This is a genomic window from Ruegeria sp. D1(2025) (genome assembly GCF_056536425.1).
Genome location: NZ_JBQFPO010000011.1, coordinates 32631 through 48363, shown reverse-complemented (window position 1 = coordinate 48363; position 15733 = coordinate 32631). Strand labels below are relative to the sequence as shown.

Annotated in this window: 16 protein-coding genes and 1 riboswitch; of the genes, 2 read left to right on the top strand and 14 right to left on the bottom strand. The window is 62.4% G+C overall.

Translation table 11 applies throughout. The features are described from left to right. Positions 1–110 precede the first annotated feature (110 nt). From cobF to cbiE, 6 genes are read right to left on the bottom strand one after another with little or no spacing between them, the layout of a single operon-like run. A complete protein-coding gene (gene cobF, locus ACR1XU_RS19610) occupies positions 111–854 on the bottom strand; it encodes a precorrin-6A synthase (deacetylating) (protein ID WP_170609598.1) in 744 nt (247 codons plus the stop codon). Continuing rightward, a complete protein-coding gene (gene cobA / locus ACR1XU_RS19605) occupies positions 847–1575 on the bottom strand; it encodes a uroporphyrinogen-III C-methyltransferase (RefSeq protein WP_170808263.1) in 729 nt (242 codons plus the stop codon). Before cobA ends, cobF begins: the two co-directional genes overlap by 8 nt. After that, positions 1572–2888 (bottom strand): cobyrinic acid a,c-diamide synthase CobB, encoded by a 1317-nt coding sequence (locus tag ACR1XU_RS19600; protein ID WP_480908145.1) that lies wholly within the window; start codon positions 2886–2888, stop codon positions 1572–1574. Before ACR1XU_RS19600 ends, cobA begins: the two co-directional genes overlap by 4 nt. Then, positions 2881–3675 carry a precorrin-4 C(11)-methyltransferase gene (gene cobM, locus ACR1XU_RS19595; protein ID WP_170682391.1) on the bottom strand — a complete coding sequence of 265 codons (795 nt, stop codon included), beginning with the start codon at positions 3673–3675 and terminating at the stop codon, positions 2881–2883. Before cobM ends, ACR1XU_RS19600 begins: the two co-directional genes overlap by 8 nt. Next, positions 3672–4040: a cobalamin biosynthesis protein gene (locus ACR1XU_RS19590; protein ID WP_321254914.1), complete on the bottom strand. Its 369-nt coding sequence runs from the start codon at positions 4038–4040 to the stop codon at positions 3672–3674. Before ACR1XU_RS19590 ends, cobM begins: the two co-directional genes overlap by 4 nt. Next, on the bottom strand, positions 4037–5236 hold the full coding sequence (gene cbiE, locus ACR1XU_RS19585) for a precorrin-6y C5,15-methyltransferase (decarboxylating) subunit CbiE (RefSeq protein WP_480908147.1): 1200 nt from the start codon (positions 5234–5236) through the stop codon (positions 4037–4039). Before cbiE ends, ACR1XU_RS19590 begins: the two co-directional genes overlap by 4 nt. On the opposite strand from cbiE, the gene ACR1XU_RS19580 reads away from it, so the two are divergent. Next, the gene (locus ACR1XU_RS19580) at positions 5235–5966 is read left to right on the top strand and encodes a cobalt-precorrin-6A reductase (protein WP_480908149.1); all 732 of its coding nucleotides are present in this window, start codon (positions 5235–5237) and stop codon (positions 5964–5966) included. The two genes, cbiE and ACR1XU_RS19580, sit on opposite strands and share 2 nt — an antisense overlap. On the opposite strand, the gene cobJ is transcribed toward ACR1XU_RS19580, so the two are convergent. The 7 genes from cobJ to ACR1XU_RS19545 are packed head-to-tail and all read right to left on the bottom strand — an operon-like array spanning position 5957 to position 13925. Then, positions 5957–6721: a precorrin-3B C(17)-methyltransferase gene (gene cobJ, locus ACR1XU_RS19575; protein WP_480908151.1), complete on the bottom strand. Its 765-nt coding sequence runs from the start codon at positions 6719–6721 to the stop codon at positions 5957–5959. The two genes, ACR1XU_RS19580 and cobJ, sit on opposite strands and share 10 nt — an antisense overlap. Further along, the gene (locus ACR1XU_RS19570; protein WP_170682395.1) at positions 6718–7446 is read right to left on the bottom strand and encodes a precorrin-2 C(20)-methyltransferase; all 729 of its coding nucleotides are present in this window, start codon (positions 7444–7446) and stop codon (positions 6718–6720) included. Before ACR1XU_RS19570 ends, cobJ begins: the two co-directional genes overlap by 4 nt. Next, a complete protein-coding gene (locus tag ACR1XU_RS19565; RefSeq protein WP_170609609.1) occupies positions 7443–8072 on the bottom strand; it encodes a precorrin-8X methylmutase in 630 nt (209 codons plus the stop codon). Before ACR1XU_RS19565 ends, ACR1XU_RS19570 begins: the two co-directional genes overlap by 4 nt. Beyond that, complete coding sequence (gene cobG / locus ACR1XU_RS19560; protein WP_480908153.1) at positions 8072–9199, bottom strand: precorrin-3B synthase; 1128 nt, start codon at positions 9197–9199, stop codon at positions 8072–8074. The genes ACR1XU_RS19565 and cobG overlap by 1 nt, the downstream gene beginning before the upstream one ends. Then, a complete protein-coding gene (cobN, locus tag ACR1XU_RS19555; protein WP_480908155.1) occupies positions 9196–12489 on the bottom strand; it encodes a cobaltochelatase subunit CobN in 3294 nt (1097 codons plus the stop codon). The genes cobG and cobN overlap by 4 nt, the downstream gene beginning before the upstream one ends. A 3-nt stretch (positions 12490–12492) precedes the next feature. Continuing rightward, the gene (gene cobW, locus ACR1XU_RS19550) at positions 12493–13548 is read right to left on the bottom strand and encodes a cobalamin biosynthesis protein CobW (protein ID WP_480908157.1); all 1056 of its coding nucleotides are present in this window, start codon (positions 13546–13548) and stop codon (positions 12493–12495) included. Further along, complete coding sequence (locus tag ACR1XU_RS19545; protein ID WP_170682400.1) at positions 13545–13925, bottom strand: DUF1636 domain-containing protein; 381 nt, start codon at positions 13923–13925, stop codon at positions 13545–13547. Before ACR1XU_RS19545 ends, cobW begins: the two co-directional genes overlap by 4 nt. A gap of 94 nt (positions 13926–14019) precedes the next feature. Continuing rightward, a riboswitch (cobalamin riboswitch) is annotated at positions 14020–14227 on the bottom strand. Positions 14228–14713: 486 nt separating this feature from the next. Here ACR1XU_RS19545 and ACR1XU_RS19540 point away from each other — a divergent pair. Continuing rightward, entirely contained in the window at positions 14714–15049 is a 336-nt protein-coding gene (locus ACR1XU_RS19540) for a hypothetical protein (protein WP_480908159.1), read from the top strand. 171 nt (positions 15050–15220) lie between these two features. Here ACR1XU_RS19540 and ACR1XU_RS19535 read toward each other — a convergent pair whose 3' ends face one another. Next, the gene (locus ACR1XU_RS19535) at positions 15221–15727 is read right to left on the bottom strand and encodes a YybH family protein (RefSeq protein WP_480908161.1); all 507 of its coding nucleotides are present in this window, start codon (positions 15725–15727) and stop codon (positions 15221–15223) included. Between the last annotated feature and the right edge of the window lie 6 nt (positions 15728–15733).

Here is a 15733-nt window from a genome sequence, read left to right as displayed (position 1 = left end):
TGGTCCGTCAGAGGAGTGCACCCTTCATCAGACGTTCGATTGAGCCATGAGGCTTTTCGCATCGAAGCGTCCCGCCTGATCAACAAACTCACCTGCTATGCCACTTTGCGTCAGACCGCGCGCCTTTTCAGCAGATAGATATCCATGATCCAGCCATGCTCGGCTCGTGCGCGGGCGCGGGTCTCCAGAATCTCCTGCGCCACCTCGGAAAGTTGGCCATGGATCAGCAGCTCCTCCTTCATGCCGACGAACGCGCCCCACCAGATGTCATAATCCTTCATCTCCAGAGACTGGAACGAGCATTCACCATCCAGCATGACCGCCACCTTGGTCGCGGCTTCGGGCCAGCCCTGTTCGCGAAGCCTTCGGCCAGTCGTGACAACATAAGGCGCGCCAATATCGTTGACCGGAATTCCGTGCGCTGCGGTCAGAGCTTGCAACGCGGTGATGCCGGGGATTACCCTTTTCTGTGGCTGGGGGGTCAGTCGCGCGGCAATTCGCAAAGAACTGTCGTAAAGCGACGGATCACCCCAGATCAATAGCGCCACATTCCGGGTCTCTGGATCAGCCTCCATCGCCTCCTGCCAACGCAGGGCGATGGCGTCGTGCCACTCATCAACACCGCGCAGATAGCCGTCCTCGGCCCGGCGTTCGGGAATGTCGAAATAAGCGATCCGGGGCGGGGTATCTGTCACCTGCGCGATGATCTCTTCACGCAGTCCTGCCAGATCGGCCTTGTTCTCGCCCTTGCGCGGGATCAGGATCAGATCGGCCTCACGGATTGCCTTTGCCCCCTGAAAAGTCACGTGATCCGGGTTGCCCGTGCCAATGCCGATCAGGGACAGCTCATACATTGTCAAACTCCGCCAGCGGGCCATACAGGATCAGGGCCGGGGCTGTGCCGATTTCGGATTGCAACTGTTCCGCCAAAGCGCCGATGGTGGCACGGCGAAGCTTCTGGTCGGGGGTCGAGACGGACTCGGCCATCAATGCCGGAGTATCCAGCGGCAAGCCATGGGAGCGAAGTGCCTCGACTAGCAAGGGGAAGGTGCGTTTGCCCATGAAAACCACTGTTGTCGCGGAAGGGTCCGCGAGTGCGGGCAGATTCAGATCTTCCGGTAACTGGCCGCTGACATCGTGTCCGGTCACAAATTGCACGCGGCGGGCGGTCAGACGACGGGTCAACGGGATGCCCGCTGCCGCCGCGGCCGCAACGGCTGACGGAATGCCGGGAATGATTTCATAGTCGATACCAGCATCCCGCAACGCGACAAGCTCTTCTTCCAGACGACCGAACAAGCCGCCATCACCGGATTTCAGGCGCACGACATGCTGGCCAGTACGGGCATAGTCCACCAGCAATCGGCTGACATGATCCTGTTTCGGCGACGGGCGGCCGGCCCGTTTGCCTACCCCAACCAGATCGGCATCATCGCGCGCATGGGACAGGATTGGGCCACTGCTGAGATCGTCAAACAGCACCGCGTCCGCCTTTTGCAACCGATTCACCGCCTTGAGCGTCAGCAACTCGGGATCGCCGGGGCCAGAGCCGATGAAGGAAACAAAACCGCTCATGCCGAGGCCTCGGCTATCAGATGAAAGAAGGTGCCTGTCACGTGTCCGCGTACCGATCCGGTCTGCGGTCCTTCGGTGCCTTCTGCGTCAAACACGCGCGCCAAAGGGGGGTCTGGCTGTTCGACAATCGACGAATAATGAAACTCATGCCCACGCAATGCCGTACCGGCGGCAAGTCCCGGCATCGGCGACAGCAATTCCGCCCGACGATAGCCCAGATTGAATTTGCGTTTTTCGTAAGATGTCACCAGACCCAGCAATCCGGCCATCCGGTGCCGGGTGCCGTCCTTGTCGATCAACCCCTCGCCCAAGGCCATGTAGCCCCCACATTCCCCGTGAACGGGCTTTGTATCGGCATGTTTGCGCAGCCCGGACAGGAACGTATCGGCCGCCGCCAGCGTTCCGGCGTGCAATTCCGGATACCCGCCGGGCAGCCACACAAGATCAGCATCCGCGGCCAGAGCTTCGTTCGCCAATGGCGAAAACGGCAGAACTTCAGCCCCTGCTGCGCGCCACCCTTCCAGCAGATGCGGGTAGGTAAACGAAAACGCCGCATCCTGTGCCAATGCGATCCGTTGCGCCGGAGGGCGCGGCAGCGCGGCTGACGATGGCCCTTTCGGGCCTGAGGAAGCTGCAGCCTTGATCGCCTCAAGGTCCACATGTTCGCGCAGGAATGCTGCATACCCGGCAATGGCATTTTCCAGATCCGGGTGTTCGACCGCCTGAATCAGGCCAAGATGGCGTTCAGGCAGGGTCAGATCGCCGCGCCGCGGCAGGACGCCCAGCACCGGCAGACCCGCGCGTTCCATCCCCAGACGGGTCAGGCGTTCATGCCGTGGGCTGGCACAGCGGTTCAGGATTACTCCGGCAAAGGGCAGGTCCGGATTGTACATTCGGAACCCAAGTGCCGTCGCCGCCGCAGATTGCGCCTGACCGCCTACATCCAGCACCAGTACAACGGGCCAGCCCATGCGCTGCGCTGTCTCAGCGCTGGACCCGTGCCCGAGTTCTCCGGGTTTTGCGACGCCATCGAACAGGCCCATCGAGCCTTCGGCCACAACGATATCCGCGCCTTCGGCCTGGGCTGAGATCGCGTTCAGCAAGGGGTCGCCCATCGCCCAACTGTCCAGATTGAACGAGGCCCGCCCGGCTGCCGCCCGATGAAACGCCGGGTCGATATAATCCGGCCCGCTTTTGAACGGCTGAACTGACAAACCATCTTCGGCCAGCGCACGCAAAAGGCCCAGCATGACTGTTGTCTTGCCGGTTCCCGAAGAAGGGGCGGAAATCAGCAATCCCGGGGGGTTAGTCATCGCCGTGGCTCCAGCTCGACCAGGGGCTTTCCGCACTTTGCGGGCGGTAGCGACGATCATAGGTCTTTGAATACAGGCAACTTTCGTCAAACCCTTCACCCGCCAATGCAGGACCGACAAGGATCAGCGCGGTACGCGAAATGCTCTCGTCCAGCGACTCTTTCAATGTGTTCAACGTCGCGCGGATGATCCTCTCATCCGGCCAGCTCGCGCGATAAACGACGGCGACCGGACAATTCGCGCCATAGGCCGGTGTAAGGTCGGCGATCACCTTGTCCAGATTGCCAATCGATAGGTGGATGGCAAGTGTTGCGCCGGTGCGGGCAAAGTTTTCCAGCGTCTCGCCTTCGGGCATGGACGATGCACGGCCCGGCGTGCGGGTCAAAACTACAGATTGCGCCAGTCCGGGCAGTGTCAGTTCCGTGCCAAGCGCCGCGGCGGCTGCGGCAAAGGACGGAACGCCGGGGGTGACGCTGACCGGGATGCCCATCTGTTTCAGGCGCCGGATTTGTTCGCCCATTGCCGACCAGACCGACAGGTCGCCGGAATGCAGCCGCGCCACGTCGTGACCAGCCTGATGCGCGGTCTCGATCTCCGCCATGATCTGATCCAGATCCATCGGTGCGGTGTTCACGATCTTCGCGCCTTCGGGGCAATGACCCAGAATTTCTTCGGGCACCAGTGATCCGGCGTACAGGCATACCGGGCAGGACGCGATGATATCGCGCCCGCGCAGCGTCAGCAGGTCGGCGGCGCCCGGTCCGGCGCCAATGAAATGAACGGTCATGTTTGTCCTCCGATGGCGACGGCGCAGGTCGCAAGCCGGTCGTCCGAAATCAGTCTGGGTGAGAGAAGCCGCGCCCCGGAACCGGCGGCGGCAAGGGCGGATGCTTCGGCCACGCTGCCGGTGCCATACGTGGCCCGGCTGCGGTTCGAGCAGGTGAGGGTCCGCTGCCCGGCCAGATCGGCGGGCGCGATGAAATGCACGGGCACGGCCAGCTTTTGGGCAAAATCAGTCAGGGCAGGGTGGCCTTGCTTGTCGGCAACAGTGGCCAGCGCATCCACACGATGCCCGGATGCGGCCGCCTTGAACGCCGCCTGCAAACTGTCCGCCGTGGCGGAGGACGAAAAGCCCAGGCCCGCGACGATCATAGTGTCACGCTCCATTGCACGACCGGATAAGCGGCCTTCCAGCCGCGACGCGGGCCAAGCGGTGCCGCATGAGACAGGTCAATGCGCAACAGGTCGCCGCCGCGTTCCTCGTGCCATTGGGCCAGCAATGTCTCGCTTTCCAGTGTGACCGCATTGGCCACCAATCGCGTACCCTGGGGCAAATTGCTCCGCAGCCATTCCAGCAGGTCAACGCTCAGCCCGCCGCCAATGAAAACAACGTCAGGCGGGGTCAAGCCATCCAGCGCCCCGGGGGCCGTACCGTGAACCACATTCAGCCGGTCCTGCCCCAGTGTATCGGCATTCCGGCGGATACGCTCGGCCCGGTCGGCGCGAGGCTCGATCGTGGTCGCCGTCAGGCTCGGGTCGCACATCAGCCACTCGATACTGATCGAGCCTGTGCCGCCTCCGATATCCCACAGATGTTCGCCGCGTTGTGGGGCCAGCGCAGACAGGGTCAGCGCGCGGATGGGGCGCTTGGTGATCTGCCCGTCGGTTTCGAATATCTCATCCGGCTTGCCCGAGGCTTTGGGCAGGGCGCGGCCCGCACCCGCGACGTCAAGTCCGACGCAAACCGGGTGCTCGAAGGTTCCCAGAAGCGCCTCGGTCAGCGAGACACTGCGGGCCCGTTCACGCGGGCCGCCAAGCGCCTCCATCACGTGCAGTTGCGTGTCGGCAAAGCCGGTCTCGGTCAGGTAATTGGCCAATTCGGCCACCGCCGCGCCATTGCGCAGCAGCAGGATTGCCCGCAATCCCGGGGACAGATGTGGGCGCAGCCGGGTCAGAGGGGCGGCATGCAACCCGAAGGTCAAAGTGCTTTCCAAGGGCCAGCCCAGCCGCGCGGCGGCCAGAGAAAAGGTCGACTGACCCGGCAGGGCCAACCACTCACCGGGATCGAAATTGCGCGCGATCACCGACCCGGCACCGAACCAGAACGGATCACCCGAGGCCAGTACCACGGTGGCGCGACCGCGCAGCCCGGTCAGAATGGGCAAACCATCGGCAAATGGCACGGGCCACGCGATCCGCTCGGCCCCGTTTTCGGGAACCAGCGCCAGATGGCGCGGTGGCCCCATGACGACTTCGGCGCGGTCCAGCACTTGACGGCTTGCCGGCGACAGGCCATCCAGTCCATCTTCGCCCAGTCCAAGAACGGTCAGCCACGGAGCTTCATGCATGTCCCACCTCCTGATCCTTGGCGGCACGACCGAGGCCAACGCGTTGGCCAAGGCGGTTGCCGACCGGGGCATAGCTGCAACCTACTCCTACGCAGGCCGGGTGGACAATCCGCGACCGCAGCCATTGCCGGTCCGGGTGGGCGGGTTTGGCGGGGCGGAAGGGCTGGCGCGTTACATTCGTGATCACGGTGTCAGCCATATGGTTGATGCCACCCATCCCTTTGCCGCGCAGATGAGCCGGAATGCGGTTCAGGGATGTGATGAAACAGGTATTCCGCTGGCCGCGCTGACCAGGCCAGCCTGGACCCCGCAGAACGGAGATTGCTGGACACACGTGGCGGACATCGCCGCTGCGGTGGATGCCCTGTCCGGGGCGTCTCAGCGCGTTTTTCTTGCGGTAGGCCGGATGCATCTCGGGGATTTTGCCGCCCAGCCCCAGCATCATTACCTGTTGCGGCTGGTGGATAAGCCTGACACCCTGCCGCTGCCGGATTGCGACGTCGTCGTTTCCCGCGGACCGTTTACTGTTGAAGATGACCGGGCGCTGATGGCGCAGCACGGCACAGAACTGGTGGTGTCCAAGAACGCGGGCGGAACCGGCGCACGGGCCAAACTGGACGCCGCGCGGGCGCTGGGCCTGCCGGTGCTGATGATCGACCGTCCGGTCCTGCCGCAGCGAACCGAATTGTCGAATGTTGCAGACGTTCTGGACTGGCTGGGTCATTCCTGATCCCTGGCCTGAGTAAACCTTGGAGTGTAGACAATTGGCCCGCGGTCCCTGTCAATCACACGGGTCAGTGAAGATCCGACTAGCACCACGGTCTGCATGTCGGCCATGTCAGGTGTCGCCTCGGCAAGGGTCGAGATGCGAATGGCCTCGTCGGGCCGCGTAACCGCTCGGGCGAACAGGATCAAACGCTCTGGCTCACATTCCTCGCGCAGGATTTCCAGTGTCTTTACAAAGCCTTCTGGACGGGACTTGGAGCGAGGGTTGTAAAACGCCATCGCGAAGTCCCCTTGCGCGGCCAGTCGAAGACGTTTTTCGATCAAAGGCCACGGCTTGAGATTGTCGCTGAGGTTGATGGCACAGAAATCGTGACCCAGCGGCGCACCTGCGCGGGCCGAAGCGGCCAGCATCGCCGTAATCCCGGGCAGCACGTCAATCGGAATTTCATGCCATTCCGAGGGGCCGTTTTCCATTGCCTCGAACACAGCGGCGGCCATGGCAAAGACACCTGGATCGCCCGAGGACACAACCACCACGCGCTTGCCCTCTGACGCCATCTGCAACGCGTGCTGTGACCTGTCGATCTCGACCCGGTTGTCGCTTGCGTGCAGCGTCAGGCCGGTGCGCTCTGCCACCCGGGCGACGTAGGGAATGTATCCGACAACGTCGGTCGCTTCGGCCAATGCAGCCGAAACCTCGGGAGTGACCAGATCCTCATTGCCGGGGCCTAGCCCCGCGATTTTGACCCAGCCGCTCATGGACGACGACCCTGGCCATGGACAACGATGATCGAGAAATAGGGCGTGATCTTGCCGCACGCCTCGGACAGCTTCGTCACTGTTTGGTTCGGCATTTGCGCGTATTCAACGATCCAGGCACGGTCATAAAGCCCGGCTGTCTGCAATGCGCGTTTGACCTTGTCGATATTGCGGCCGATTTTCATCACCACCAGCGCATCCGTCTGGGCCATGCGCCGGGCCAGATCGTCCTCGGGCAGGGTGCCGACCAGTACTGTCAGCACGTCATCGCCCCAGGTGATCGGATCGCCGGTTGCGGTCCACGCGCCCGACATGCCGGTGATGGCGGGCACCACTTCGACCGGAGCGTTGTCGCGCAACCGGCTGTATAGATGCATGAACGAGCCGTAAAAGAACGGGTCACCTTCGCACAGAACCACCACGTCTTCGCCGTTTTCAGACAGCGCCTTTAGATGCGCGGTGCAGTCTTCGTAGAACTCAGACAGCAATTCGTTGTAGCGCGGGTCCGTGACGGGAATTTCCGTGGTGACGGGGTATTCCATCGGGAATTCAACTGCCCCTTCCGGGATCATCCCGTTTACGATCTTGCGGGCCTGACCGCTGCGGCCCGGCTTGCGGAAAAAGGCGACGTGTTTTGCGTTGCGCAGCAGGCGATCCGCCCGAACGCTCATCAGGTCGGGATCGCCGGGGCCAAGGCCCACACCGTATATTGTGCCCATCTTCATTCCGCCCGGCTTGCGATGGCGTTGATCGCGGCCACGGTAATGGCGCTGCCGCCCAGCCTGCCTTTGACAATGCAGGACGGCACGGGCTGCGCTTCCCACAAGGCGTCCTTGGATTCCATCGCGCCGACGAACCCCACGGGGCAGCCGATGATGGCGGCGGGACGGGGGCAGCCGGGGTCTTCCAGCATGTTGAGCAGATGAAAAAGGGCGGTAGGCGCGTTGCCGATGGCGACCAGAGCGCCTTCCAGATGAGGGCGCCACAATTCCAGCGCGGCGGCGGACCGGGTGTTGCTCATCTCGGCGGCCAGTGGGCGCACGCGTTCGTCATGCAGGGTGCAGATCACCTGGTTGTCGGCGGGCAGGCGAAAACGGGTCACGCCTTCGCTGACCATGCGCGCGTCACAAAGGATTGGGGCGCCGCTTTCCAGCGCCGTGCGGGCCGCGGTCACGAATCCCGGCGAGAAATGCACGAACTCTTCCAGGCCCACCATTCCGGCGGCATGGATCATGCGAACGGCGACCTGTTCCTCGTCCGCGTCGAACCGGGCCAGATCTGCCTCAGAGCGGATAGTGGCAAAGCTTTCCTTGTAGATCGCCGCACCATCGGTTTCGTATTCATAGGGCATCAGGTCAGGTCCATAGTCATGAGTGTTTCGGGGCTCAGCCCGCGCTGGCTGGGCTCATCCCCCGCGCGGCCCTGATTTACAAGATCAAAACGGCCGTTCCGGCCAACCAAGGTGACGTCGGCCGGGCCCATTCGGGCACATCCCTTGGAGCAACCGGACACGTGCAGTGTGCCGGCCACGCGCGGGGCCAGGGCACGGGCAATGTCGCGGGTTTCTGCCTGCGCCTGAGGGCAGAATGGCGCACCGGGGCAGGCATCTGTGGTCATGAGTGGGTCGGCGTCATCGGTGACAAAGTCTGCAGCAGGTATCGACGCCCCGCCTTCCAGCAGGATCAGCCGCCAAGGTGTGACACGCAAAGCAGTCGCGCCAGTCACCGCGATCAGTTCGGCAAGTGGCTGGGCGGGCAGTTGCCCGAACGCCGCGCCATAGAATGTACCCAGATCGTGAGTGCCAGGCTGAAGCGGTTCGCCAGTTGGGGCAGGGTTGCTGCCCTGCCACTCCTGCGGCAGGCCTAGTGCTGCCACGACCCGCGCCATGCGGCGATTTTCCGGGGTGAAGTTCCTGGAGAACCATTGTGCCAACGCGATCAATTGGTCGATCGCTTTGGCCTCGGTGACACGTCGCCCGGTGTCAGACCCGTCCGCGCGCAGGATCAGGCCGTCAGGACCGGTTTCCAGCCGGATATCCGCTGAATCCGCTGCAAGCAGACGGTTCGGGCCGGTGTCGATGGCAAAGCCGAACTTGGCGGGCAAGTCGGGCAATTCACCCAGCCGGTCAGTCAACTCCGTAGTTAGACGGCTGGTCAGATCGCCGGTTTGATACAGCGGCGAGACGAGTATGTTGCGCCGCACCTCAATGCCGGGCTCTGCATCCAGCAAGTCCAGTGCAGAGAGTTTTTGAAGCAGAGGCTGGTGATCAGCTTCGCTCACGCCGCGCAATTGCAGGTTGGCCCGGTTGGTCAGATCGATGGTGCCGTTGCCGAATTGCCCTGCCAGCTCGCACAGGCCCAATGCCTGTTTGGCATCCAGCCGCGCCAGCCGAGGGCGCACACGAACGACCAGCCCGTCGCCGGACATCATCGGTCGATGCGCGCCGGGGCACCAGCCTTGTACGATCGGTGCGCTCATCTCAGACCCTCCAGATCGGCCCGGATCGAGTTCCGGCGCGTGTTCCAAAGCCCGGCCTCCAGCAGCGCGCGGAACCGGTCCTGCATGGCCTGATGCGCTTGCGGGTTGGCCTGTTGCAGGAACGCGTCCACCTCGACATCGCCCAGCGTCGCGTCATGGTAGAGGTCAAAAAGATGTGGCGCGACCGTACCGGACAGGTGGGCAAAAGAAGCCATGTGATCCAGCGTCGCCGCGATCTCGGCCGCCCCGCGGAAACCGTGGCGCTGCATCCCCGCGATCCAGGCGGGATTGGCGGCCCGGGCATGGACGACGCGGCTGATTTCTTCCGGCAGGGTGCGGGCGCGGGGTTTATCCGGATTGGTGTTGTCGAGGTGATAGAGTTGCACCTCGCCGCCGGTAATCTTCTTGGCCGCCGCGAAACCGGCCTCATGCGTGGCATAGTCGTTGGCCAGCAGCAGGTCGGTTTCGGTCAGGTCCTGAAGGTGCACGAAGCTGTCCGCATTGGCGACCTGCCGGGTAATGCCGTCGATATCCTGTGCGACGTGTTCGCCTTCCAGTGCGAATGAACTGGCCTGTAGCCAGGCCTCACCCGCCTGCGTGCGGGCCTCGTCGGTGTAGGTTTCCGACAAGTGTGTCATGTTCAGACCATAACTGCCCGGAGCCGGGCCAAAAACCCGAGGGTTCGGGGTCTGCCCCGCGAAAGGGTTCCAGTCCGGCGCTTCGTCCCGCTGGGACAGCGCCCGAACGGCTTGGCCAAATAGAGCGGAGAGCGTCGGGAATACATCCCGGAACAGGCCCGAAACACGCAGGGTCACGTCCAGACGTGGACGGCTGAGGTCGGTGATTGGAAGCACTTCGATGCCTGATACCCGCTCTGATCCCTTGTCCCAGACCGGTTTTACGCCCAGCAGGTGCAGCGCCATCGCGAATTCCTCGCCGGCCGTGCGCATGGTGGCAGACCCCCATAGATCGACGATCAGGCCTTTCGGATAATCGCCTTCCTCCTGCAGGTGCCGCCGAACCAGTTCCTCGGCCAGTTTCACGCCTTGTGAATAAGCCGCGCGGGTCGGGACCGACCGGGGATCAGTGGTGAAGAGGTTCCGCCCAGTGGGCAGCACATCCGACCGCCCGCGATAGGGCGAGCCGGACGGTCCAGCCTCAATTCGCTTTCCGGCCAGCGCGTCCAGCAAGGCGGCGCGTTCGGCGTGTGCAGATGGCGCGGGGTCGAAATTGCCGGTCACTTCAGGCACGCGGCCAAAGATGTGCAATCCGTCGCCAAACTGGCTTTCCTTGATGTCGCAGACAAAGCGGTCGATGCGGGTGATTGCCTCGGCGATACAGGTGGCCTGGTCAAGACCAAGATCGCTTTCCAGACCGATGGCCTGCGCTTCCTGCCGGATATCTTCCTGCAAGCGGTCGCGTCGTTTTGGGTCAAGCCCGTCTGCGTTCGAGAATTCGTCCAGCAGCGATTCAAGCCGAACCATTCTGTCCGGCGTGCCGCTCTCCTTCATCGGGGGCGGGATGTGACCCAGCGTGACGGCCCCGATCCGGCGCTTGGCCTGTGCGGCTTCGCCTGGGTCGTTGACAATGAAGGGGTAGATCACCGGCAAATCACGGATCAGCGCCTCAGGCCAGCACTCGGCGGACAGGGCAACGGATTTTCCCGGCAGCCATTCCAGAGTGCCATGGGCGCCAATATGGATCAGTGCGTCGGCGTGCAGGCTTTTGCGCAGCCAAAGGTAAAACGCGACATAGCTGTGACGCGGTGTGCGCGAAAGGTCGTGATAGTCGTCATCGCGCAGTTCAGGCGTGCCACGTTCGGGTTGCAGCGCGACCAGCGCCTTGCCCCGGTGCAGCGCGGTAAAATGAAACGCGCCATCAACAAAGGTCGGATCATCCTCGGGCTTGCCCCAGACTGTTTGCAGGTCCGTATTCAGTTGATCTGGCAAGTGTGCAAGCGCGGCCAGGTAATCTTCGACCGACCAGGCAATCCGGGCGCCCAGCAATGTGTCGGCGATCGGTTCGGCAGGGGCTGTGTCGTACCCGGCGCATTGCAAATCTGACAGCATCGCTTCGGCTGACGCCAGCGCATCAAGGCCCACCGCATGGGCCATCTGCCAGTCCTTGCCGGGATAGGTGGACAGGACCAGAACCGGCACCTGTTCCGCTTTGGGCCGGTCGTTCAGATTCAGCCAGCCGGTTACACGATCAATGATCGCTTCGATCCGTTCAGGTTCAGCGCGGTGGGCAAAGCGGGAATACTCCAGGTGCGGATCGCGTTTGCCCGGTTCCTTGAATGAAGCGATGCCCGCCGAGATCCGCCCATCCACTTCGGGCAGCACGACGTGCATGGCAAGGTCGGCGGGGGAAAGACCGCGTTCGGCCTCGGCCCACGCTTTGCGGCGTGAAGTTGCCAGAGCGACCTGGAAAACCGGCACACCCGCCGCGTCAAGCGGAGAGGTTCCCGACGCGCCTTTGCCGGAGAAGGACGTGGCATTGATGATCGCCGAAGGTTCCAGTGCAACGATGTTTCGGCGCATCCAATCGGCGGCGGCGGGTGCTTTGAGAGAAGGGGCGAACATGCCCATTGCCTCGAACCCACGCGCACGCAGGCTGTGGATCAGGGCGGCGACCGGGGCGGTGTCGGCGGAGGTCAGGTAGGCGCGATAGAAAGTGACGATGATGCGTTTCGCATCGTTCGTAAATGCGGCTTCGACCGGGGTTACGCCGCGGACAGGGCACCAAACACCGCATTCGGGAAGGGTTTTGGCCCCCAACACCGGTCCGGCGTAAAGCCCCGCCGCCAAGGCCATCTGCGCCAAAGCGGCCTGCGCCGCGACCTCGCCGCCGGTGTCGCACAGATGTGCCAGCCGCCGCAGGGTCGAGACGGGCAGGGTGGAATAGTCGTCCAGCCGGGTATCCTCGCGCCCGTCGGCGGGCAGAACCGCCAGCGCGATGCCTTTGGCCTGCGCCAGCGCAAGAACCTGCTGCAGCCCGTAGGACCAGTAAGGCACCCCACCAATCAGGCGGATCAGGATACCTTTTGCACCGTCAAGCGTCTGTTCCACATATGTGTCAACGGACAGAGGGTGCTTCAGCGCCGTCAGATTGGCCAACCGCATCGTCGGCATTCGCCCTTCCGGCCCACCGCCGCGATGCCAGCCTGCCGCGAAAGCACCGAGATCGCTGTCCGAAAAGGACAACATCACCAGATCCGCCGGGCTCTGGCCCAGATCGGTCGGGGTCTCGGTTTCTTCAAGCCCGTGGCTTTCGCGGAAGACGACGTGCATGGCTTACTCGGCGGCCTCGGTCACACCCACGAGGATATCCCGGATTTCGGCCTCTTTGATGTCGTCGTGCTCGGCAATGACCACAAGACGCGAGCGGCGCTCCTCGCCGGGTTCCCAGGGGCGGTCGTACTGATGACGCACCCGGGCACCGACAGCCTGAACCAGCAGACGCATCGGTTTGCCGGCAACTGCCGCATACCCCTTGACGCGCAGGATGTTCAGTTCCCTGGCCAGACGTTCGATCTTGGCAACCAGATCGAGTGGGTCACTTTGCTCCGGCAGTTCGACGATGATGCTTTCGAAATCGTCATGTTCGTGGTCGTGGTGACCGTCGTGATGCGACGGACGCGCGTCCATGTCATCCTCGGCTGCAGCTTCCAGACCGAGCACGACGCGGACGTCTACGACGCCTTCGGCAACCTCTACGACGGGCAGCCGGCGCGGGGCCTCAGCTGCGATGACCTCTTTGGCTTTGGCAACACCCGCTGGCCCGGCCAGATCGGGCTTGGTCAGCAGGATGATATCGGCGCAGGATATCTGATCCTCGAACACCTCGGACAGAGGCGTTTCGTGGTCGATCGAGTCATCGGCCAGACGCTGGGCGTCCACGGCTTCGACATTCGGAGCGAAGCGACCTGCCGCGACCGCCTCGGCATCGGCCAGAGCGATCACGCCGTCCACAGTGATTTTCGAGCGGATATCGGGCCAGTCAAAGGCTTTCAGCAGCGGCTTGGGCAGGGCGAGGCCGGAGGTTTCGATCAGAATGTGATCGGGGCGCGGGTCCAGCGCCATCAACGCCTCGATGGTCGGAATGAAATCATCGGCCACGGTGCAGCAGATGCAGCCGTTTGCCAGTTCCATGATGTTCTCTGCCGGACAATCGGGAATGGCGCAGGATTTCAGAATATCGCCATCGACGCCCACGTCGCCGAATTCATTGACCACGACCGCCAGACGTTTGCCCTGCGGGTTCTGCATCAGGTGCTTGACCAGCGTTGTCTTCCCCGAGCCCAGAAAGCCGGTGATCACAGTGACGGGTAATTTCTCAAGAGTGCTCATTTCAGGGCTCCAATCGGGGGAATGCGGGAGGCGCAGTTTTTGCGGAAATGTTCGGGGCGCTCGCGCCATTTGACCAAGCCGTCCTCGGTCGCCAGATATTTGGTCGCACCGTCGACAATGACGTCAACGTGTTCGGCTTCGTTCAGGTTCTCATAGACAAAGGTCCAGCGACCCGGTCCACCGCGCAGCACGATCGAGCAGCCCTGATCGCAGTTCGACAGGCATTCGACGGGTTTCAGCGTGATGCCTTCGGGCAGGTCGGCCTGTTGCAGCGCTTTGTGCAGCAATGTGCCGGGGCGTTTTTCATCATCCTCGACGGGCAGTCCACGGCGGCACGTGGTACAGACCAGCAACTCGACTGGTGCGGTCTCGGTCATGTCTCTCATCCCCCCAAATCCTCTTCGCGGGGGACGGGGTTTCATGCGGGCCACGCGTCTGCACATGGACCCGACACCGGAACACCCCGCCCGGTTTCTTCTTCGGGTGCTGGCAGGTCTCCCGGCTTGCGGATGTCAGAGGCTTGCTCTGGCAGATGTCCCGCCTTCCCGGCCTTTCGGCCAGTGGCTATGGGCACCCTCTCCGGTCACGGTCGCGGGGGCGGCTGCGTTTGACGGAAAAACCGCTGACGCATTCCCTTTTCATCCATCCAGGGATGGACACCAACGGGTCGGACATGCGGCACAGGCGGGGGACTTGTCAAGCTTCAGGATGCGCGGCTTTGCCGCCGGAAGGAAAAAGCGACCTGAGGTGGTCACTCAGCGGCATCGCCGGGCGCTTGCTGCGCCGGAAAACCTGCGTGATTGAGGGGGTCCGTCTGATCTTCGCTGGCTTTGGAAGGGGTCGGCGGGACCCGGACGGGCGGGGCAGATTCGGCTTCAGAGCGACTGGGGCAGGCCGTGTGTGGACGTTGCGGCGACCAATCGACCGTCATCTCCGAGCATCGCTAAACCGAGGGATTGGGGTTTCGTTGATTAAGTAACCGCCGTTCCGACCGGCTCGAGATACTCCATTTCAGTATTCGCGCAAGACCCGGCAAAAACGACCGCTTCGAGATCAAATCTGATGGCCGTCTTGCCGTGCACAGAGTAGCCAGAATTTTTGCAAAATTATGCCTCAAACTGTCCTTAGCGGGCGTCGGCGAACAGAATATGCCAGGAAACAAAAAATGAAAAAGTTAGCAGCTTTTCTTGTGTTCTTACCCGTCGCTGCAGTTGCGGAAGACCGGGCGTTCGAGTGTGAAGCGCCGGATGCAAAATATCCGGAAATGGCGGCCAAGCTGGTCAAATACGAAGGCCAGAACAAAGGGCATATTACCATTGGTGATATCGACAATAAGGCTGAGGTGTATCCCGGCCTCGACACCCTGACTTACCTGTATATCGGTGACGGCTTTACCCTGAATTACAACGTGAATCTCAAGACTGGCACGTTTGACTATTCGGCTTCGGGCAGCAAATCCGGATGGGGCAAAGGCAGCTGCAAGGAAGTTGTGGCCCAGTAATTCGCTAATGCCCGATCTGCGGGTTGGGCCTTTCGGTTGCCGAGAAAAGTACTTGCCTGGTTCCGTCCGGAGGCCAATGTAGTTGGCCGAGGACGGAACCCGGTAATAAGCGGCCGATCCGGTATGTGTCCAAGCCATTTGGGCGGCGTGCCAACCAATCAAAGCTTTTGATCAGCAAGGTTCGGCACGCCCCGAACACGCGGGCGCTATTGATCTGCCGGCGCTGAAGGTATTCGCGTTGGACCAGATATCCCGCGCCACGCGCCATGTTCCGTCATCTTCGAGATGGTAGATATTGATGCCATGGCCGGTGGAAACAGTGGCAGGGCCCGGGTCACGCGGAACATCGGTGGCGGTAAACTCATAACGCTCAAACGCCCAGTCCGCCGCCACAACAAATTCCAGCGATTGCTTTTTCCAACTGGTGTGAACGGCGTCGAAATACCCGCGCACCCAGGGCCCGACCTTGGCTTTGCCTTCCATGACAGGCGCGCCAGGAGCGATGAAGACCACGTCATCAGTGACCGTCTCAAGGAATTGATCCAGTTTGTTCGAGTTGATCGCTGCAAGATACGCTACGTGTGCGGCTTGCGGAGTCTCGGCTTTGGTGTCGGGCAGCGCCGGTGCCGCGATGGCCAACCCTATTCCAGTAAAAAGCATGTTTATCCTGATAGTCATATCGGC